We start from the raw sequence: 19617 nt of genomic DNA on the forward strand, positions 1-19617 counted from the left end.
TCGTGAGGTAACGTCCTCACCCCTGCATGGGAATAAACGTCCGGGAACGGCCCGGCCCATTTGAAAGAAGGGGCCGATACATGGCTTGGATCGTTCTTGTTCCCGCAGGCATTTCTAAAACTGGTTGGCCAATCGGGCTGAAACTGACCAGTGCATAGCCCCGAGCATGACAAATCATACTGATCTCAAGTCCGGCAACTCCGGCCGTTCACTCCCTGAAGCGGCTCTCTCCGATGGGCCTCGCAGCCGGTGGGGGCTGCTGCGCTGGTTCATATCGTCTGCGACCCTGAACGTTCCACAGGCGGCATCCCCGGTCGCTTTCTCGCTGCTTGCCCTGAGTCTCACCGGCGACTCTAGCCGGGGCGCCGCACTGATCCTGGCCATGACACTGGCCCAGGTGCTTGGAGCGGTGCCGATTACGCGCCTGGGGCGAACCTTGTCGGCGGCAAGGTTCCTGCAAATCCTGATCGTGATCCGTACGATTGCCCTGATCCTGATGGCTGCTTTGGCCGCGCATGAAGTCCCCTTTGTCTGGCTGTTCGTTTGTGCGGCGCTCGCAGGATCGGTGAATGGTGCGGCTTTCGGATATTTGCGCTCCATCCTCAACAGCCTGGCATCGACGACAAGTCTGCCCCGGGCACTGGGTATCTCGGCGACCCTCAACGAAGTCACGTTCGTTCTTGCGCCGGTGGCTGCGTCGGGGCTCGGGACGATCTCGCCAGTCTTCGCCATCCTTGCGCTGGCACTTCTCGGCGCCGTCCCTGTCTTTCTCGTCCCGCATATCCAGTCGGTCCATGGTGAGAACGTGCGGGCGGCCAAGACCTCGGTGCTCACTTCGGCGATTGCCCTGTGGCTTATGTGCGGGGCAGCAGGCGGTGCAACGGTCGCGGCCATAGAGATCGGCGCCGTTGCCCTCGCTCTGGAGTTTGGGTACGAGCCCGCGCTTGCCATCCTGTTCACGGTCCCATTGTGTCTGGCTTCGGTTACGGGCGGCATCCTGATCAGCATCTACAATCGTAGCCTCGCCCGCCGGACGGTGGTGCTTCTATTGTTGCTTATGGCTGTCGGGGCCACACTTGCTGCGTTTCAGCTGTCTCTCACGGCGACCATTATAGGAGCCGTCATGATCGGCTGCGTTCTGGCGCCTCTGGGAACTTACTACTCCCTTATCCTTGATACGCTTGTTACACCGGATAAACGTCCGGAAGCGTTCGCCCTGTTACGCACCTCGAACGCGGTCGGGGTGATCTTCGCGAGCGGGGTGCTGACCGCTTTCTCCATCTCGGCGGCGCTGGGTGTTGTCGCGGCGCTGATGTTTGTCGTCGCGATGGTGGTCGGGATTGCGTCACTGAGGGGAAGCTGAGGCGAGCGAATAATGGGCATGCTATCAAGCATGCCCATCATCGGGGCAAGAGTCTTTATGCGGCAACCGCGCGCAGGCAGAGGGAAGCATTTACTCCGCCAAAGCCGAAGCTGTTGCAAAGGGCGCTGCGGAGTGTCTTCGCCCGTGCCTTCAGCGGGATGAAATCCAGGTCTTCCGCGCCATCGTCGGCGCTGCCGAAATTCAGCGTCGGCGGCAGAACCCCGCGCAGTACGGCGAGGGCGGTGAAGACCGCTTCCACCCCGCCGGCGGCACCGAGCAGATGCCCGATGGAGGATTTCGTCGAGGAGATCGGTATGCCGGCAAGGTCCGCGCCGAACACCCGGCGAAGCGCGGCGATCTCGCCCCGGTCGCCGATCGGTGTCGCGGTTGCATGGCCATTGATATAGCCGATTGCGCCCGGGCTCTCTGCCGCCCGCTTCAGGCAGGCATCAATGGCGAGCGCTGCGCCTGAGCCATCTTCCGGCCCTGACGTCAGGTGATAGGCATCCGCGCTGGTGCCATAGCCCGCAACCTCGATCAACGGTGTGGCGCCGCGTGCCTCGGCGTGGCTTTTCCGTTCAAGCACGACCAACCCCGCGCCTTCACCCAGCACGAAGCCGTCCCGCCCCCTGTCATAGGGCCGTGAAGCCTGTTCCGGGTTGTCGTTCCGGGTGGAGAGGGCGCGTGCGGCTGCGAAGCCGCCGATGGTCAACCGGTCGATACAGGCTTCCGTGCCACCTGCCAGAACCACGTCGGTCTCACCCGAATGGATCAGCCGCATGCCGTCGCCGATGGCCTGCAGCCCGGCGGCGCAGGCGGTAACCGGCGTGCCGATCGGTCCCCTGAAACCGTAACGGATGGATATGTTCCCGGCGGCGAGATTGCCGAGGAAAGCGGGAATGACGAAAGGGGAGAGGCGCCGGTAGCCGCGCTGGTCGAGCGTGGTCTTTGCTTCTGTGATCACGGGGAAGCCGCCGATACCGGTAGCAACGGCGGTTGCGGTGCGATCACGGCTTTCCTGGTCCTCCGGCTTCCATCCGGCCTGGGTCAGGGCCTCTTCAGCCGCCGCCAACGCATAGATCGTGAAGAGATCAACCTTCTTGCGGTCCTTCGTAGAGACCACGGCGTCGATATCCAGTCCTGCTACCGGATCCTCCTCGATGGAGGGGATCAGTCCGGCAATGCGTGTCGGCAGGTCGGAGACGTCAATCCGGTCAATCGCGCGGATGCCGGAACGGCCTTCGAGAAGCCTGTTCCAAACCGCCTCGACACCCCGCCCTAGCGGTGTCACGAGGCCCATGCCGGTTATCACAATCGGATCGTCAGACATTTGTTTCTCCAGTTATGTATATGCACAACTTTGCTCAAAATAGTCACTCAAGATCGGCCAGGATCTTCAGGGCGTCCTGAACCTGGTTCCATTTCTCCTCGCCAAGCTCCTCTCGCACCTTGTCGTGCGCCTCGAACCAGACCGGGATGAACTCTTCGACCCGGCGTTCGCCTTCCTCGGTCAATGAGACTTTCTGGGAGCGGCCGCGGCCCTCATTTTCGGCTTGGATAAGACCTTTCTTGCGGAGTGCCTGCAGGTTCCGGGTCATGGCGCTGCGTTCCACGGCCGTCCGCTCGGCAAGTTCGCTGATGGAGCCGAAACCGCCACCTGCAATGGAGAACAGAAGCCCAAGCTGGGTGGCCTGAAGGTCGTGCTCCCGGGCAAGTTTGTTATAGCGCCGGGTGATCGACCGGGCTGCCTTCCGTGAATTCACCAACAGGCAGTAGGTTGTCATGTGTTTGGCAGTTTTCGAGTCCATTTGTTGTACATAATGTGCATATGCACTTCTGTAAAGGGCCAAGAATATCTGGCGGCACGTGCACACGGAGCGGGGGGCTGAGGCACCATCCGGTTGCGGCAGAGGCGCAAAACGGCTAGGACAAGGCGATTTCCAAGCCTTCTTATCCGGAGAGACCGCGTGTCGCATCCCGACAGCGAGAGCGAATTGACCAAGCATGCCCTGTTGCCTGCAGGCCTGCGTGATGTGCTGCCGCTTGATGCGGCGCACGAGGCTGCCGTAATCGAAGCATTGCTGGCCCGCTGTGCGTCGCATGGTTACGAGCGTGTTAAGCCGCCGCTGGTGGAGTTCGAGACTTCGCTCTTCGCCGGGCCGGGCGCCGCCATGAGCGACAGCACCTTCCGCCTGATGGACCCGGTGTCGCAGAAAATGATGGGCGTGCGCGCGGACATGACGGTCCAGATCGCCCGGATTGCAACGACCCGCCTGAAGCAGGAGCCGCGGCCCTTGCGGCTTTGCTATGCGGGCGAAGTGCTGCGTGTTTCGGCCAATCAGTTGAGCCCGGAGCGTCAGTTGGTCCAGGTTGGCGCGGAGTTGCTTGGTGGCGACAGCGTCGCTGCCGATGCGGAGCCGGTGCTGCTGGCGGTGGAAGCGTTGCGCGCCATCGGCGTGACCGACCTCTCCGTGGATCTCACCGCGCCGCGCGTTATCCCGATCCTTTTGGCGGGCTCCGATCTGCCGGGAGAAACGTTGCGATCATTGCGTACCGCAATCGACCGGAAGCATACAGCTGAGGTGCGCCGCCTCGCGGGGGATCTCGCACCGGTGGTGACCCAGCTAATGGATGCTGCCGGTTCCTGGCAGAACGCGCTTGATGAATTGTCGGGTATCGAGTTGCCGGAGACTGCTCGTGCGGCTATCGACCGTGTTGCCGCGATCGCGAAAAGCGTGGCGGAGATCGAGCCCGATCTCGCCATGACGATCGATCCGGTGGAGAATCGCGGTTTTGAATATTACACCGGCTTCGGTTTCAGTCTGTTCGCGCGCGGTGTGCGTGGCGAACTTGGGCGCGGCGGCCGTTACCAGGTGGATGGCGGGGATGGTCTCGGCTCGACCGGTTTCACGTTGTATATGGAAACTGTGTTGCGGGCATTGCCGGATCCGACACGCCCTGAGCGGCTTTATATGCCTTTCGAAACCTCGATAGATGAAGCACGTGCACTCCGGGAGCAGGGCTGGATTACCATTGCAGCATTGGACAAGGACCCCGATCCGGCGCTAGAAGCGTCCCGCCTCGGCTGTACTCATATCCTGAAAGATGGAGCGCCGGTGGCGCTCTGATTGTGCCGGTGCCGCAGCGCGCGGCCGGAATTCAAGAAAGACGAGACGACACATGAAAAATGTCACGGTGATCGGCGCCCAGTGGGGAGACGAAGGCAAAGGCAAGATTGTTGACTGGCTCTCTGAACGCGCAGACGTGATCGTGCGCTTCCAGGGCGGTCATAATGCCGGCCATACGCTCGTTATCGGCAATCAGACCTACAAGCTGAGCCTGCTGCCGTCCGGTGTTGTTCGCGAGGGCAAGCTCTCGGTTATCGGTAACGGCGTGGTTGTCGATCCGTGGGCTCTTAAGAACGAAATCGAGACGCTGGGCAAGGCCGGGGTGAAGATCACCACCGATACTCTGGTGATTGCTGACAATGCATCCCTGATCCTGCCGGTACACCGCCGCATTGATCAGGCCCGCGAAGCGGTGCTGGCCGAAGGCAAGATCGGCACCACCGGTCGCGGCATCGGTCCGGCCTATGAAGACAAGGTTGCACGCCGTGCGGTGAAGGTTTCCGATCTTTCCGATCCGGAAACCCTGGCCGTGCGCGTGCGCGCGCTTATCGCACATCACAACATCTTCTTGAAGGGCGCTGGCGAAGAGCTGGTCGATCCGCAGGAGACAATCGACCAGCTTGCGGAGATTGCCGGTACGGTGCTGCCGTTCGTGAAGCCGGTCTGGCGGGAGCTTGAAGCGGCAGTCGCCGCTGACAAGCGGATCCTTTTCGAGGGCGCCCAGGGCGTCATGCTTGATGTTGATCACGGCACCTATCCGTTCGTCACTTCCTCGAACACAGTGGCTGGACAGGCATCTGCGGGCTCCGGGCTCGGCCCGCGCGATGTCGGCTATGTGCTTGGTCTGGTAAAGGCCTACACCACCCGCGTTGGCTCCGGTCCGTTCCCGACGGAACTGGAGGATGAGGTTGGCCAGCGGCTCGGTGAGCGTGGCAAGGAGTTTGGCGTCGTAACCGGACGCAAGCGCCGCTGCGGCTGGTTCGATGCGGTTATGGTCCGTCAGGCCCTGAAGGTCTCCGGCGTTGACGGTATTGCGCTGACCAAGGTCGATGTGCTGGACGGCTTCGACGAGCTGAAAATCTGTGTCGGCTACGAGCTGGACGGCGAGACGCTTGACTATTTCCCCGCTGGTGCCGGAAATCAGGCAGCAGTGAAGCCGGTCTACACCACCATGGAAGGCTGGTCGGAAAGCACGTTCGGCGCCCGTTCCTGGGCTGACCTTCCGGCAAACGCGGTTAAATATATCCGCTATCTGGAAGAGCTGATCGAAACCCCGGTGGCGCTTCTTTCTACGAGTCCCGAGCGTGAGGACACCATTCTGGTGCATGACCCGTTCCGCGGCTGATTGCATCAGAACGCCATAGAATCAGACGGCTAACTGGTCTTCCCGGGATGCTTTTTCTTGCATTTCGAGCGAAAGATTGGGAAACCGGATAGGTTATTGAAGCCTGATCCGTCGGGGTCATGTCGATCCGTGCGGCCGGTCAGGTTCCATCAATTCGACTAGATGCAGGAAGAGTTGCGGGAAAATACCCGCGCCGGGGCCTGTGTCAGGAAGAAGAGACCTGCCGCGTATGGCCGATCTAGTCAAACTCAGCGACCGGTTTGAAATCGATCCCGCTCAACCTTTGCCCGACTACGATTCACCGTCGGGGAAAGCGTATGTCTGCACTGAGGGCGGCGGTAACGAGTTTTTTGCGTTAATTTGCGATCCGAAAGTGCCGTTGCGGGTCGAAACCATAAACGGGCTCAAAGGCTTTCCTAAACACAATCTGATGCGCGTGCACGATCATGGGGTCGTCAACTGGACCCTTTCCGGTCGGCGTATGCCTGCTCTTATCCTCGACCGACCACGCGGTACGCGTCTTTTCTCCGATCCCGGCGAGGTGATCGAGCCATTCACGGACGAGCAGTTGGCGCGCGGATTCCTGACGCCGCTTGTCGCGACCTTGCGGGAGATGTCTCAGCGCGGGGTCACGCATAGAAATATCCGCCCCGATAACCTGTTCTATTCAGATCCCGCACGACGCTCCGTCATGGTGGGGGAATGTGTCAGCGGTCCTCCCGGCCTCTACCAGCCCGATAGTTGCGAAAGTCTTGAATGCGTCATGGCCGATCGCACTGCCCGGGGAGAGGGTGGGGTGCTGGACGACTTGTTCTCGGTTGGCGTGACGCTACTCTCCTTGCTTACCGGCCGGATGATGCCGGAGGCGACCGATCCGCAACGGATGATTTACGACCGTATCAATTCGGGGTCCTATGCCTGTCTCGTCGGCAACACCAGATTGCAGATGAACATGGTCGAAGTGTTGCGTGGTCTGCTGACGGACGAACCCCGGGAACGGTGGACAATCCGCGATCTCGAACTCTGGCTAGGCGGTCGCCGTCTCACACCGAAGCAGGTGAAACTGCCGCCTAAGGCTGCAAGGCCAATGACGGTTGGCGGTGGTACATATGAGAACGTACGGGCTGTCGCGCATGCCATCGGGCGTAACTGGAACACGGCGGCGGAACTTGTCCGGGGACAGGATTTTGACAATTGGCTGCGGCGCTCTCTCGGCGACGAGAATGTGGTCGAAGCTGTCAACAAAGTGACCGGCGGCGCGACCGGAATTCAGAGCGCACCAAAGGATGAAGACGCCCGTCTGGTCACCCGGGTTGCCATCGGCCTCGATCCGAGCGCACCGATTCGCCATAAGGGCTTTTCCTGCCATATCGATGGTGTCGGTCCGACCCTGGCGCTGAACTTCAACGACGATGCCACTCGCCAGATGATCGCCGGGTTCATCGCCAGCCGCTCTGTTGGTCCATGGATGTCGGTACAGACGCGCTCGAAGCAGGACTTGCTGGAGCTGTTCTCGAAGTTCGATAAGTTGCCGACTTTCCTGAACAGTACCGGGCCTGGATACGGGATTGAGCGTGTCCTCTACGAGCTGAATGAAGACATTCATTGTATGAGCTCGATGATCGAGCATCTCTATGTCACGGATCCTGGAGAGGTGATCCCCTCGCTTGAGGCCGTTGCTCAGGGCCAGAACCGGCCTCCTATTCCAATGGACCGTCATCTCGCAGCATTTCTTGGTGCCCGCTCTGACGACATCGAGGAACGGTTGCTGCGCCCGCTTGGTAACTCCACGGACAAGCGGCCGGCGATCGATGCACTGAACGTTATGCGGCTGCTTGCGCGGATACAGACCCTGTCGCGGAATGGCCCCATGCCGGGGCTTTGCCAATGGTTTACCGAACTGATGAAACCGGCCGTGAACGGGTTTCACAATCTGAAGGCCCGGGCGGCGGTCGAAACCAGCGTGATGAAGGCGTCTGAGAGCGGTCAACTCGGTGAAATCCTGAAAATCTTTGACGATCAGAGGGCTCAGCAACGGGATCAGCAAGGTTTTGCCCGGGCGCAACAGGAATTCGCCCATTGTGCGGTTCAGGTTGCCCAGATGAATCTCGATTTGCAGAACAAGGACAGCCTGGCGGCGGAACTCGGTGAGCAGGCGGCGGCCGTGATCTCCGGTGTTGTCGGCAGTGTGGGAACCACGGCTATCGTGATCCTCTATTTGGTTTAGACTGCGCTCTGTCGCATCCTCGCGGGGACGCGGGCGGAACAAAACGGGCAATCGGAAACAGAGATGGCATCAAACTCGGCAAGCGCATCATCTTTGAAGGTTATCGTCTTCACGGTCGTTGGCGGCCTGATGTTGTTCACACTGCCCACCGTTCTGGTCCTGGGGCTTGGCATGCTGCCGACCTTCGCCGCCATGATGGTTGACCAGAGGCGTGAGAAATACACGACACTGTGCGTCGGCTGCATGAATTTCGTCGGGGTGCTGCCATTCGTTGCCCGGCTCTGGTCGGAGGACCATTCCTACGCCAAGGCGTTTGAGATCATGGCCGACCCGTTCGCATGGCTGACAATGCTGGGGGCTGCCGGTCTCGGCTGGTGCATCTATCTTTTGGCGCCGGGCGTTGTCTCGATGGGGATTGCCATGCGTATTGAACAGCGCATCGGCAGGCTACGCCGTCGTCAAAGGGAACTTGTCGAAGAATGGGGGCCGGGTGTTGCAGGCACCCTGGATAATAGCGAGCCGCAGGACGACAAAACTGGAAAAGGCCGGGACGGTTAAGCCCCGGCCATTGGTGTTATTCAGACCGTTTCGAGACGCTGCTCCATGGCAGCGTTGCGCATTGCTTTCTGGAGCTTTTCGAAGGCCCTGACTTCGATCTGCCGCACACGCTCCCGGCTGATATTGTAGACCTGACTGAGGTCTTCGAGCGTTGTCGCGTTTTCCTTCAACCGCCGTTCCGTCAGGATGTGGCGCTCGCGTTCGTTCAGGGTTTCCATGCCAACGGATAGAAGCTGACGCCGTTGGTCCAGCTCTTCGCTCTCCGCGAGTTGCGATTCTTGGCTCTCGCCCTCATCGACCAGCCAGTCCTGCCACTCGCCTTCACCGTCAACACGCAGGGGCGCATTAAGGGAATGGTCAGGCGCGGCGAGCCGCCGGTTCATGTTGATAACGTCCTGCTCCGGGACCTCGAGCTTGGTGGCAATAGCCGTCACACGTTCGGGGGAAAGATCGCCTTCCTCAATGGCCTGCATCTGGCCTTTCAGCTTGCGCAGGTTGAAGAACAGCTTCTTCTGCGCCGCCGTGGTTCCTATTTTTACCAGCGACCAGGAATGCAGAATGTATTCCTGAATGGCCGCCCGGATCCACCACATGGCATAGGTGGCAAGGCGGAAGCCGCGCTCCGGATCGAAGCGCTTCACGGCCTGCATCATGCCGACATTGCCTTCGGAGATCAGCTCGGCGACCGGCAAGCCATAGCCGCGATAGCCCATGGCGATCTTGGCGACGAGCCGAAGGTGGCTGGTGACGAGTTTGTGCGCGGCATCGGAATCGTCATGCTCCCGCCAGCTTTTGGCGAGCATGTACTCCTCTTCCGGCTTCAGCATCGGAAACTTGCGAATTTCCTGAAGGTAACGGCTTAGATTACCTTCCGCCGACAGTGTCGGGAGCTGAGTTGCTATTGCCATGGTCCCCTCCAAATCCTTCCAGACGTCCGCTTCCGGCCGTCACAACACGGGTGCGGCCTCATTCGTGGCGCCAAATTCCCTGTTACCATCTATATGGGAGACCAATGTGGGCATTTTAAGGCCTGTTTAACGTTCGATTGGACATAACTGGAAAATACCTTATTCAGGATTACTGCGTAATCCTGCCATAAGCAGCTCCATATCGGCCGGCGGAGGACTCTCGAACCGAAGCATTTCATGGCTTATTGGGTGCTCGAAACCAAGCACTGCCGCATGCAATGCCTGCCGGGTAAAAGCCTTGATAGGCTCCGGATCGGATGCCTTGTTGCTGCGTCCATAGAGCGGATCGCCGACCAGTGCATGGCCGATATTGGATAAATGGACACGGATCTGGTGGGTGCGCCCGGTCTCCAAGCGGCATTCGACCAGTGCGGCTTTCATGCCGAACCGTTCAATCATCTTGTAATGAGTGACAGCCGGTTTGCCGGTCGCGGTAACCGCCATCTTTTTCCGGTTGCGCTGGCTCCGGCCGATGGCGCCCTCGATCCGGTCGGACGATTTCGTCGGCACGCCGCGCACGACCGCTTGGTAGCGGCGCTCGATGGTGTGGGCGGCGAATTGGACCACCAGACCCTGATGCGCATCGTCGCTCTTGGCTACGACCATCAGGCCGCTGGTGTCCTTGTCGATCCGGTGCACGATGCCGGGCCGTTTCACCCCGCCTATTCCGGAGAGGCTGCCGCCGCAATGGGAGAGCAGTGCGTTGACCAGGGTGCCGTCCCAACTTCCGGGCGCGGGATGCACGACCAGCCCAGCCTGCTTGTCGACCACGATCAGATCCGCATCTTCGTAGATTATCGTAAGCGGGATTTCTTCGGCTTCGGGTTCCGCCGGTTCCGGTGGCGGAATATCGACGCGATAGGATTGGCCTGGTTTGACCGTTCCCGAGGGGTCGGTTATCGTCCCGTCTCCGCAGCTGACGCGGCCTTCCAGGATGAGGTTTTTCAGGCGACTCCGGGACAGGTTTGGGGTATCCGGCATCTCTGCCAGACGCCCGGCGAGCCAGCGGTCAATGCGGTCGATATTCTCTTCCCGTGCGTCGGCATCGCCGGACACGATCTCTATCTGAAAATTTTCTGAAGCAGGATCCATGGCGGCGAACCTACCCGATAGCGATGAAAACAAAAAGCAGGCTGAACCGGGCTGGCTTCTGCCGGCGAAAATAGCCGTGGTTGTGATGGGGCTGATGATCCTAGGCGGCCTCGGTGTGATCGCCTATACGGTTGCCACCCGGCTGAGCGCCGGAGATGAGGCGCCGGTGGCAGCGCCTGCTTCTCCGCCAGTGGAAGCCCCGACAGTGCGGCAGGTTGCGACTGGATTCGGCACTGTCGATGTAACTATTCCGAACGGCGCCCGTCTTGGCTCGGTCCAGTTTGAAGACGGCCGGATGATCCTTCGGATGAACCTTCAGAACGGTAAGGTTCGGCTCCTGGTTTACGATCTTGCGACCGGTAAGGAGCTTGGCCTCTTCAATATCACCCGGGAAAAGTAGGAATGAGCAGCACCCCCAACGCTTGGACCGTCAATTTCGCCAGCGACAATGTCGCCGGTGCGGCGCCGGAAATCATGGCCGCGCTGCAGGAAGCCTCCACCGGTTTCGCCATGCCTTACGGCAATGACGACCTGACAGAGGCTTTTTGCCGCCGCACGATGGAGATTTTCGAAACCGACCTGGTCGCCCATCCCGTCGCGACCGGTACTGCTGCCAATTCTCTGGCCCTGTCGGTACTTTCGCCGCCTTATGGCGTGGTTTTCTGTCATGAAGGCGCGCATATCGAGGAAGACGAGTGCGCGGCACCGGAATTCTATATCGGTGGCGGCAAGCTGACTGTACTGGCTGGCGATAACGGCAAGTTCTCCGCAGAGACCTTGGCGAATAAACTCGGTGATCCGAGCGCGGCGTCAGCGGTGCACCACGCCCAGCCAGCGGCGGTCAGTATTTCCCAGCTGACGGAGAAGGGCACGGCCTACAGCCTGGACGAGATCCGGGCCATTGCCGATGTCGCCCATGCGCATGGGCTGAAGCTTCACATGGATGGCGCCCGGTTCACCAATGCGATGCTCAGCCTTGGCTGCTCACCCGCCGAGGCGACCTGGAAGGCCGGCGTCGATGCCCTGTCTTTCGGTGCCACCAAGAACGGTGCCTTTGCGGCGGAAGCGGTGATCTTCTTCGATCCGCAAGCGGCGAAGGATTTCGAATTCCGGCGCAAGCGGGGCGGCCATCTGTTCTCCAAGATGCGCTTTTTGTCGGCCCAGCTCGCTGCCTATCTCGAGAATGATAACTGGCTGCGCTACGCCAAGACCGCGAACGATGCCGCCCGCCGCTTGACGGACGGTCTCACGCCTCTGCCTGGCGTGGAGCTTCTGCATGTTGTCGAGGGCAACGAGATCTTCGCTCGGATATCGGGGCCGGTGCATCAGGCCCTGCGCTCCGCTGGGTGCCAGTATTACGCCTTTGCCGAGGCGGATGACGGCAGTGTGGGTATTCGCCTCGTCACTGCGTTCAATACGACCGATGCGGACATCGAGCATTTCCTGGCTGCTGCCCGAGTTGGTGCAGGGGAGATTGCCGGATGACCACCGCAGGACGGTATCCCGAAAGCGATTACAATAGTGACGCCAAGCTGCCGCTGGACGGCGTGCGGGTGCTCGATCTCTCCCGGCTTGTCGCCGGTAACATGGTGACGCACGTGCTGGCTGATTACGGCGCTGAGGTGATCAAGATCGAGCGGCCGGGCTTCGGTGACGACCTGCGTAATTGGAAAACCGAGGGCGTGGCGACCCACTGGAAAGTCTATTGCCGGAACAAGAAGAGTATCACGCTCGATCTGCGAAAGCCGGAAGGCAAGGCGCTGTTCCTGAAGCTGGTGGAAACCGCCGATGCCATCGTGGAGAACTTCAAGCCGGGCACCCTGGAAGACTGGGGTCTCGGGCCTGACGTTCTGCAAGGGCTGAACCCAAATCTGACCCTGGTCCGCGTCTCCGGCTGGGGCCAGACTGGCCCCTGGATGCATAAGCCCGGTTTCGGCTCGCTGGTCGAGGCGATGAGCGGGTTCGCCGCCCTGAACGGTTTCGGCGACCGGCCGCCGGTGCTGCCGCCGCTTGCTTTGGCAGACATGATCGCTGGCCTCTACGGCGCTTTCTCGGTCATGGTGGCGCTCAGGAATGTCGAGGTGTCGGGCGGGAAGGGGCAGAGCATTGATCTCTCCCTGTTCGAGCCGATCCACGCCATCCTCGGCCCCGAAGCGGCGAATTACGCGCTCAGCGGCAAGGTGCCGGAACGCACCGGCAGCCGGTCCAACCTGACTGCCCCGCGTAACACCTATCGATGCAAGGACGGCAAATATGTGGCGCTGTCCGGCTCTATCCAGGCCATGGCGGAGCGGCTGTTCCGCACCATCGGGCGACCGGAACTGATCGACGATCCGCGCTTCAGAACAAATTCCGACAGGGTGAAGAATAACGACATTCTGGACCCGATCATTGCCGACTATATGGGCGAGCGGACCCAGGCCGAATGCCTCGCCATCTTCGAGGAAGCGGGTGTGACTGTCGGTCCCGTCGCCGATGTCGCCCAGCTTGCTGATGACGATTACATGGAAGGGCGCGGCGTGGTCGAGAGCTTCCCGGATGTCGATATCGGGACCTTGCCGATGCATGCGGTCATCCCGCGCATGTCGGACACGCCGGGCGAGGTTCGCAGTCCGGCACCGGAACTGGGCCAGCACAATGAAGAGATCTGGTCCGCGCTTGGCGTCGATGTGGCCGAGCAGGCTAAACTGACTGACGAGGGAGTGATCTGACATGTCGCGCGCTCTGCCGCTCTGGCGCTCGCTGCTCTATGTGCCGGTGACCAACCAGCGCTTTATCGAGAAAGCCACAGCGCGCGGTGCGGATGTCATCAAGCTCGATCTTGAGGACAGCATCCCGCCAGCCGAAAAGCCTGCCGCACGGGCGGCTGTGCGCGATGCAGCCCGGCTGATCTCGGACGCGGGCACGGAAGTGCTGGTCCGCATCAACCGGCCCTGGCGCATGGCTTCGCTGGATCTCGAAGCCGCTGTCTGGCCGGAAGTCTCCGGACTATGCCTGCCGAAGCTGGAATCCGCCGATCATCTCGGCTTTCTTGACGAGATCGTCGAGGAGCTTGAGCGCGAGCGCGATATGACTGTCGGCTCCATCCGTTTCATGGGGCTGATCGAAACCCCGCGTGGTCTGAATAACGTGCGCGAGATCGCAAAGGCCAGCCCGCGCCTGATGGGCCTGTCCCTTGGCCAGGAAGACTATTCCGCCGCCCTCGGCATGCCGTCCCTCGGCCCGGAGGACTTGCTGGAAGACATGCGTCTGGTCCAGCGCGCGGCCCGCGAGGCGGATATCCTGCCGCTCGGCTATGCTGGCTCCATCGCCGAGATCACCGACATGGACGCCTTCCGTGGCAGTGCGAAACGCGCCCGCGCCCTCGGCATGGAAGGTGGCTCCTGCATTCACCCGGCCCAGGTTCCGATCCTGAACGAGGTGTTTTCGCCAAGGCCGGATGAAATTGAGATGGCGGAAGCGATGGTCGCTGCCTATGACGACGCCATGGCAAAGGGCCTAGGTGCCGTCAGCTTCCGTGGCAAGATGATCGATGTCCCGGTGGTTGAGCGGGCGAGGCGCGTGTTGGTGCTGCACGACAGGATCGCGGCGCGGAGTTAAAGCGGCTTCGGAAGTAAGATGAACCCGGGACGCGATCCAGATACGACGGCCGCAACGACCGTATTGGCAAAAGCGGGAGCCCGGATCGGTGCTCCCGCTTTTCCGTTAGTCGAAGGCTTCGGATAATGCGATGGGGCGGAGATATTTCTGGATCTGTTGTGAGCGTTCCGTGGAGAAATAGGCAATCACGAGATCGCGATCCGGGGAAACGTAAATTCCTTGGGTGTTTAGACCCGATTTGAAGAAATCACCGTCCTCGAAAACAGCATCCCACTGGCGCGCCGCCGTCCTGATCGTATTGTCGCCGAGCCTCTTCGAAAATCTCTGACCCGACCCGGCCTCTCCTCCAAAATAGAATTCTTTCGTTCGCGGAGAATTCTGAATCCTGTCGAGCGCCGACGGCGAAACGATGCGCTCGGTCGAGATCGCGCTCCAGCTCGGCGTATAGAGCAAGCCAACACGAGCAAGGTCGCGAAGGTTCGATGAAACCGGTCCATGTACAATGGCGATCCCATCCGGGGAGAGATGCACCTGAAGTGGTCCTTCTGCGCCTATTTTCGACCAGACACGATCGTCAAAGAAATCGGACCATGGCCGGCCACTTACCGCTTCGGCGAGAAAAACCAGGGATTGTGTGACACCAGAAGAGTAGATGTAGTTTTTCCCGGATTCTTCGACGCGTTTGGCGTCGAGCAAGACGTCGAGCATGTATTCGATCTTGCCGTCCCGCTCCTCTCCAAGCTCCGCCCTGAACAGCCTCGAGGTTACAGAGTCGGGATCGGCGAATTGAGTGGCATCGTCTCGCACATCCAGTCCGGCCGACATGTCGAGCGCGTTGACGACCTTTATGGTCTCCCAAACGGATCCTCTGAACTCCGGGACATAGTGGCCGAGCGTCATATTCTCGTCGATCCGGCCGTCGTCGATCAGGATGTCGACAGCCATAGAGGCCAAGATCTTCGCAACCGAGGCCCAGAAGTGCGGGTCAAGTTCAGCCATACCTGGATAGGTCTCGTAGGCGATTTTCCCTTTGTGGACGACGATGAAGCCTTGTGCGTAGCTGTCTGGGTGCACAAGAAACTCATCAAGCGTCATGGTGCCAAGTTCGGTCGTAGCTGTGATTTTCCCGATCTCGCGGAGAGTTGCCTTGGGCATTTCCATGATGGGTTGGCGACGCACGAGAATGGCTGTTTTGTTCGTCTGTGCGGCATATCGATGGTACCAGAGCGCGGCCGGCGCGCCGATGGTCAGGTCGTTCACATTGAAGTTGCGAAGGAAATCAAGGGCCTCTTTGTTGCTCCAGCCATCAAGGGCTTTTTGAACGGGAGCAGGCTTTGGCATCTCCTGAGCGTGGACCTGTACAGATCCAAGCAGGATCGGAACTAAGAAATAAATTGCAGCTTTAAGCACGGTTCCCTCCGATTTCGATGTGCTTCCAAATTCTCAGAAAAGCAGGCCATTCCCAGAGTTGCTCGACACCTCCTAAGAACGGAACGGTCGGAGACTGCTACGGGCTTTCCCTTACCGTCCGAGAATCTGTCCTATCAAGTCATACACCATATGCGAGATTTCGCTCTGCAGTTGGACCGGAAGCATACCTATAACGCTATAATCGTGCAGTCAGGGCATCAGATAAAACCGGATACTGAAAAATAATCAGGCGACATAGACCGGATGCAACCAGGGCAACTGCCTGATACCGGGCATCCCACGTCAGAAGGACTCACCACTCAGGTGCGCCATTATCATGCGCTATCGTCCCGGCGCTTGCTTGCAGTATTTCCGATCGTTCTTGTCGCAATGGTCAGCGCTGTAGAGCTGCGGGTCTGGATACCAGACGGTGGGACGGATGGTCGATGCTGATACAGCCGCTGGTCTCCGCCGCGCGAATACTGGTCCACCGGCATGGCTTAGAGGCGGACATCCTGCCGCTCGGTTATGCCGGCTCCATCGCCTAGATCACCGACATGGAAGCTTTCCTGGCGAGTGCGATGAGCGCCCGTCAGCTCGGCATGAAAGGCGGCTCCTACGTCCACCCGGCTCAGGTGCTGATTGTTCTCGCCAAGGCCGGAGGAAGTTGAGATGGCGGAAGCGATGGTCGCTGTCTATGACGAGGCCATGGCCGAAGGTCTCGGTGCCGTCAGCTTCCGCAGCAAGATGATCGATGTCCCGGTGGTTGAGCGGGCGCGGCGCGTGCTGCGCGACCGGATCACGCGGAGGGGGTAGGGCGTCTGGCCCTTGGGCCGTTTTCCCGGATCCCTCTCATCGTTTTCCCGAACTTGATCCGGGACCTTTCAACACAAGGCACCACCTTTCTATTCCATACACCACCCCATGATCGAAAAGGTCCCGGATCAAGTCCGGGAAAAAAACGCATACACCCCTTCCATAAACGGGACATGCGCTCTTTCGTCTACATCCTCGCGAGCAAACCGGATGGCGTGCTCTATACCGGCGTCACCTCCGGCCTGCCCCGGCGCATGGCCCGAGCACAGGAGCGGCGCCATCGCCGGTTTCACCAGGCATTACAATGTACATGACCTGGTCTATTTCGAGCCGCACCAGAGCATGGAGGAGGCGCGCTATCGGGAATATCAAGTGAAGCGCTGGAGGAGACGCTGGAAGGTCGAAATGATCGAACGGCATAACCCTGAATGGCGCGACAGGTTCGAAGAGCTGTTTTGAACGCCCCCAGCACTCACCACTCCGCCACTTTAACAGATGTGTTTTCCCGGGCATCGACCCGGGACCTTTTCGATCATGGTGTCGTGTCCGAAATTGTCAGATCAAGAGGTACCGCCCTTCGCCGGAAGGTCCCGGATCAAGTCCGGGAAAAGGCTATGGAACCGCTCCCGCAGGAGCCTTCAATCAGCCCACCGTAACCCGCCCATTGCCGCCGGGGCTGCACTTGGATACAACTCTGGCCTCATTCTCATACTTCATAGGAGCGTCGCCTTGGCTGCGTACCAGTACATTTACGTGATGAAAGGTCTGAGCAAGACCTGGCCCGGCGGGCGCGAGGTTCTGAAGAACATTCATCTGTCCTTCCTGCCCGGCGCCAAGATCGGCGTGCTCGGCGGAAACGGCGCCGGTAAATCGACGTTGTTGAAGATCATGGCGGGTGTCGATTCGGAATTCGTGGGCGAAGCCTGGGCGGCCGACGGCATCAAGGTCGGCTATCTGGCGCAGGAGCCGGAGCTGAATGCCGACAAGGACGTGCATGGCAACGTCATGGAAGGCATGGGTGAGACCAAGGACCTGCTCGATCGTTTCAACGAGGTCAGCGCCAAGTTCGGCGAGGAAATGACCGACGACGAGATGAACGACCTGCTGGCAGAGCAGGGAGAGCTGCAAGAGAAGATCGACGCCGCCGACGCCTGGGATCTGGACCGCAAGGTCGAGATCGCCATGGACGCGCTGCGGCTGCCGCCGGGCGATGCGGATGTGACCAAGCTGTCCGGTGGTGAACGCCGCCGGGTGGCGCTCTGCAAGCTGCTGCTTTCCACCCCGGACATGCTGCTGCTCGATGAGCCGACCAACCACCTGGATGCTGAGTCCGTCGCCTGGCTGCAGCGCTTCCTGCACGATTTCCCGGGCACCGTCGTGACCGTGACCCATGATCGCTACTTCCTTGACGAAGTGGCCGGCTGGATTCTGGAACTGGACCGCGGCAAGGGCATTCCATACGAGGGGAATTATACCGGCTGGCTGGAACAGAAGCAGAAGCGGATGGAGCAGGAAGGCCGGACCGAAGATGCTCGTCAGCGCTCCCTCAACCAAGAGCTGGAATGGGTCCGGCAGTCGCCGCGTGCCCGCCAGGCGAAGAGCAAGGCCCGCCTCAATGCTTATGAAGAGTTGCTGGCGAAGAGCGAGGAGAAGAGCACCGACACGGCGCAGATCGTCATCCCGGCCGGTCCGCGTCTCGGCGGTCAGGTGATCGAGGCCGATCATCTGAACAAAGGGTTCGGCGAGCGTCTGCTGATCGACGATCTGTCCTTCAAGCTGCCTCCGGGCGGCATTGTCGGCGTGATCGGCCCGAACGGTGCTGGTAAGACCACGCTGTTCCGGATGATCACCGGCCAGGAAACCGCAGACAGCGGCAGCTTCACGGTCGGCGATACTGTCGTACTCGGTTATATCGACCAGTCCCGCGATTCCCTGGACGCGAAGAAAACCGTCTGGGAGGAAATCTCTGACGGGCTGGACGAGATCGATCTCGGCAAGCGCAAGATGCAGAGCCGTGCCTATTGTGGCCTGTTCAACTTCCGCGGCGGCGACCAGCAGAAGAAGGTCGGCCAGCTGTCGGGCGGTGAGCGCAACCGGGTGCATCTGGCCAAGATGCTGAAATCCGGCGCCAATCTGTTGATGCTTGATGAGCCGACGAACGATCTCGACGTCGACACGCTGCGGGCGTTGGAAGAGGCTCTTCTGGAATTTGCCGGTTGCGCCGTGGTCATCACCCATGATCGGTGGTTCCTCGACCGGATTGCGACCCACATCCTAGCCTTTGAGGGCGACAGCCATGTCGAGTGGTTCGAGGGCAACTATCAGGCTTATGAGGAAGACAAGAAGGCCCGTCTTGGCGCCGAAGCGGTGGAGCCGCACCGGATCAAGTACAAGCCGATCGCACGTGCCTGATCGCTCTCTCGCATAAACGAAAAACGCCGGCTTCGAAGCCGGCGTTTTTTATGGGCGGAATTCGATAATGATCAGGTGCGTCTGCGCAACCCTGCGAGGATCTCTTCCATGCGTACTAGCAGTGGAGCGATTTTGCCGCCGTTGCTTTCGATCACAGAGGCATATTCGTTTCGCTGGGTGATGCCCATGCTGATGCCTTCAACCACCACATCGACGATCCGGAACTTCCCGCCGTCCTCGATCAGACGCCAGTCGATCAGCACATTGCCGTTCGGGTTCGCAGGGTCGACAATCTTGCTCTTCACCACTGTATAGCGGCCCTTTTCGCCGCTACCGGTGACCTCGAATATCTGCCCGGAATAGCTGTCGAACTGGTTCGTGTAGGTGAAAACGATGCTCTCTTCGAAAAGCTTCAGGTAGAGTTCACGCTGCTCCGGGCTGGCTCGGCGCCAGTTCCTGCCAAGAACGAACTGTCCGATCCAGTTAAGATCGAAATGTTCATCCAGCAGCATGCGGAACTTTTCCCGGCGCTCTTTGCCGACGACCTCTTTGTCTGTCACCAGCGCCAGTGCCGAATCACCGAGGACAGCCACAAATTTTTCCGCAGCGGCCCCTTTGTCGTCGGCCAGTACAGGTGCCGATGGAACCGCTAAACAAAGGAAAAGCAGGGTAATCGCGCGATGGAAAACGGTCATCGT

Annotated in this window: 18 protein-coding genes; 12 read left to right on the top strand and 6 right to left on the bottom strand. The window is 60.0% G+C overall.

Translation table 11 applies throughout. The annotated features are described in order from the left end of the window. Positions 1–166 precede the first annotated feature (166 nt). Positions 167–1363: an MFS transporter gene (locus tag ABJ076_RS11260; protein WP_348190176.1), complete on the top strand. Its 1197-nt coding sequence runs from the start codon at positions 167–169 to the stop codon at positions 1361–1363. 55 nt (positions 1364–1418) lie between these two features. Here the strand turns inward: ABJ076_RS11260 and fabF are convergent, their stop codons facing one another. Together fabF and ABJ076_RS11270 are read right to left on the bottom strand one after the other, a co-directional pair. Continuing rightward, positions 1419–2693: a beta-ketoacyl-ACP synthase II gene (fabF, locus tag ABJ076_RS11265; protein WP_348202600.1), complete on the bottom strand. Its 1275-nt coding sequence runs from the start codon at positions 2691–2693 to the stop codon at positions 1419–1421. A gap of 43 nt (positions 2694–2736) precedes the next feature. Continuing rightward, a complete protein-coding gene (locus ABJ076_RS11270) occupies positions 2737–3171 on the bottom strand; it encodes a MarR family winged helix-turn-helix transcriptional regulator (RefSeq protein WP_348187320.1) in 435 nt (144 codons plus the stop codon). Positions 3172–3330: 159 nt separating this feature from the next. Here ABJ076_RS11270 and ABJ076_RS11275 point away from each other — a divergent pair, with 159 nt between their 5' ends. The 4 genes from ABJ076_RS11275 (at position 3331) to ABJ076_RS11290 (ending at position 8621) form a co-directional block, all read left to right on the top strand. Continuing rightward, on the top strand, positions 3331–4491 hold the full coding sequence (locus tag ABJ076_RS11275; protein WP_348187322.1) for an ATP phosphoribosyltransferase regulatory subunit: 1161 nt from the start codon (positions 3331–3333) through the stop codon (positions 4489–4491). 52 nt (positions 4492–4543) lie between these two features. Next, positions 4544–5836 (top strand): adenylosuccinate synthase, encoded by a 1293-nt coding sequence (locus ABJ076_RS11280; protein WP_348187324.1) that lies wholly within the window; start codon positions 4544–4546, stop codon positions 5834–5836. 229 nt (positions 5837–6065) lie between these two features. After that, the gene (locus ABJ076_RS11285) at positions 6066–8063 is read left to right on the top strand and encodes a hypothetical protein (RefSeq protein ID WP_348187325.1); all 1998 of its coding nucleotides are present in this window, start codon (positions 6066–6068) and stop codon (positions 8061–8063) included. A gap of 63 nt (positions 8064–8126) precedes the next feature. Then, positions 8127–8621 (top strand): hypothetical protein, encoded by a 495-nt coding sequence (locus ABJ076_RS11290; RefSeq protein WP_348187327.1) that lies wholly within the window; start codon positions 8127–8129, stop codon positions 8619–8621. A 20-nt stretch (positions 8622–8641) separates the two neighbouring features. On the opposite strand, the gene rpoH is transcribed toward ABJ076_RS11290, so the two are convergent. Continuing rightward, positions 8642–9529 (bottom strand): RNA polymerase sigma factor RpoH, encoded by an 888-nt coding sequence (gene rpoH, locus ABJ076_RS11295; protein ID WP_348187329.1) that lies wholly within the window; start codon positions 9527–9529, stop codon positions 8642–8644. Positions 9530–9688: 159 nt separating this feature from the next. After that, positions 9689–10681, bottom strand: coding sequence for an RluA family pseudouridine synthase (locus ABJ076_RS11300; protein ID WP_348187331.1), 993 nt, complete (start codon positions 10679–10681; stop codon positions 9689–9691). Here ABJ076_RS11300 and ABJ076_RS11305 point away from each other — a divergent pair. The 4 genes from ABJ076_RS11305 to ABJ076_RS11320 are packed head-to-tail and all read left to right on the top strand — an operon-like array spanning position 10680 to position 14281. Further along, on the top strand, positions 10680–11081 hold the full coding sequence (locus ABJ076_RS11305; protein ID WP_348187333.1) for a hypothetical protein: 402 nt from the start codon (positions 10680–10682) through the stop codon (positions 11079–11081). The two genes, ABJ076_RS11300 and ABJ076_RS11305, sit on opposite strands and share 2 nt — an antisense overlap. 2 nt (positions 11082–11083) lie before the next feature. Then, on the top strand, positions 11084–12166 hold the full coding sequence (locus ABJ076_RS11310) for a low specificity L-threonine aldolase (RefSeq protein ID WP_348187335.1): 1083 nt from the start codon (positions 11084–11086) through the stop codon (positions 12164–12166). Beyond that, a complete protein-coding gene (locus tag ABJ076_RS11315) occupies positions 12163–13392 on the top strand; it encodes a CoA transferase (protein WP_348187337.1) in 1230 nt (409 codons plus the stop codon). The genes ABJ076_RS11310 and ABJ076_RS11315 overlap by 4 nt, the downstream gene beginning before the upstream one ends. 1 nt (position 13393) lies before the next feature. Beyond that, complete coding sequence (locus tag ABJ076_RS11320; protein WP_348187339.1) at positions 13394–14281, top strand: CoA ester lyase; 888 nt, start codon at positions 13394–13396, stop codon at positions 14279–14281. Between the two features lie 105 nt (positions 14282–14386). Here the strand turns inward: ABJ076_RS11320 and ABJ076_RS11325 are convergent, their stop codons facing one another. Continuing rightward, the gene (locus ABJ076_RS11325) at positions 14387–15691 is read right to left on the bottom strand and encodes a serine hydrolase domain-containing protein (protein WP_348187341.1); all 1305 of its coding nucleotides are present in this window, start codon (positions 15689–15691) and stop codon (positions 14387–14389) included. Positions 15692–16363: 672 nt separating this feature from the next. Here ABJ076_RS11325 and ABJ076_RS11330 point away from each other — a divergent pair. The 3 genes from ABJ076_RS11330 (at position 16364) to ettA (ending at position 18919) form a co-directional block, all read left to right on the top strand. Further along, complete coding sequence (locus tag ABJ076_RS11330) at positions 16364–16507, top strand: hypothetical protein (protein WP_348187343.1); 144 nt, start codon at positions 16364–16366, stop codon at positions 16505–16507. A 210-nt stretch (positions 16508–16717) separates the two neighbouring features. Then, positions 16718–16966, top strand: a complete 249-nt coding sequence (locus ABJ076_RS11335) for a GIY-YIG nuclease family protein (protein WP_348187345.1) — start codon at positions 16718–16720, stop codon at positions 16964–16966. A 270-nt stretch (positions 16967–17236) separates the two neighbouring features. Next, positions 17237–18919 carry an energy-dependent translational throttle protein EttA gene (gene ettA, locus ABJ076_RS11340; protein WP_348187347.1) on the top strand — a complete coding sequence of 561 codons (1683 nt, stop codon included), beginning with the start codon at positions 17237–17239 and terminating at the stop codon, positions 18917–18919. Between the two features lie 71 nt (positions 18920–18990). Here the strand turns inward: ettA and ABJ076_RS11345 are convergent, their stop codons facing one another. After that, entirely contained in the window at positions 18991–19614 is a 624-nt protein-coding gene (locus ABJ076_RS11345; protein WP_348116226.1) for an ABC transporter substrate-binding protein, read from the bottom strand. Positions 19615–19617: the final 3 nt, after the last annotated feature.

Source organism: Nisaea sp. (assembly GCF_039990255.1).
Classification (GTDB): Bacteria; Pseudomonadota; Alphaproteobacteria; order Thalassobaculales; family Thalassobaculaceae; genus Nisaea.

What these genes read in the sequence shown, in the direction of transcription:
- ABJ076_RS11260 (WP_348190176.1), top strand. Translation starts at nt 167, where the DNA reads ATGACAAATCATACTGATCTCAAGTCCGGCAACTCCGGCCGTTCACTC.
- fabF (WP_348202600.1), bottom strand. Translation starts at nt 2,693, where the DNA reads ATGTCTGACGATCCGATTGTGATAACCGGCATGGGCCTCGTGACACCG.
- ABJ076_RS11270 (WP_348187320.1), bottom strand. Translation starts at nt 3,171, where the DNA reads ATGGACTCGAAAACTGCCAAACACATGACAACCTACTGCCTGTTGGTG.
- ABJ076_RS11280 (WP_348187324.1), top strand. Translation starts at nt 4,544, where the DNA reads ATGAAAAATGTCACGGTGATCGGCGCCCAGTGGGGAGACGAAGGCAAA.
- ABJ076_RS11285 (WP_348187325.1), top strand. Translation starts at nt 6,066, where the DNA reads ATGGCCGATCTAGTCAAACTCAGCGACCGGTTTGAAATCGATCCCGCT.
- ABJ076_RS11290 (WP_348187327.1), top strand. Translation starts at nt 8,127, where the DNA reads ATGGCATCAAACTCGGCAAGCGCATCATCTTTGAAGGTTATCGTCTTC.
- rpoH (WP_348187329.1), bottom strand. Translation starts at nt 9,529, where the DNA reads ATGGCAATAGCAACTCAGCTCCCGACACTGTCGGCGGAAGGTAATCTA.
- ABJ076_RS11305 (WP_348187333.1), top strand. Translation starts at nt 10,680, where the DNA reads ATGGCGGCGAACCTACCCGATAGCGATGAAAACAAAAAGCAGGCTGAA.
- ABJ076_RS11300 (WP_348187331.1), bottom strand. Translation starts at nt 10,681, where the DNA reads ATGGATCCTGCTTCAGAAAATTTTCAGATAGAGATCGTGTCCGGCGAT.
- ABJ076_RS11310 (WP_348187335.1), top strand. Translation starts at nt 11,084, where the DNA reads ATGAGCAGCACCCCCAACGCTTGGACCGTCAATTTCGCCAGCGACAAT.
- ABJ076_RS11315 (WP_348187337.1), top strand. Translation starts at nt 12,163, where the DNA reads ATGACCACCGCAGGACGGTATCCCGAAAGCGATTACAATAGTGACGCC.
- ABJ076_RS11320 (WP_348187339.1), top strand. Translation starts at nt 13,394, where the DNA reads ATGTCGCGCGCTCTGCCGCTCTGGCGCTCGCTGCTCTATGTGCCGGTG.
- ABJ076_RS11330 (WP_348187343.1), top strand. Translation starts at nt 16,364, where the DNA reads ATGGCGGAAGCGATGGTCGCTGTCTATGACGAGGCCATGGCCGAAGGT.
- ABJ076_RS11335 (WP_348187345.1), top strand. Translation starts at nt 16,718, where the DNA reads ATGGCGTGCTCTATACCGGCGTCACCTCCGGCCTGCCCCGGCGCATGG.
- ABJ076_RS11345 (WP_348116226.1), bottom strand. Translation starts at nt 19,614, where the DNA reads ATGACCGTTTTCCATCGCGCGATTACCCTGCTTTTCCTTTGTTTAGCG.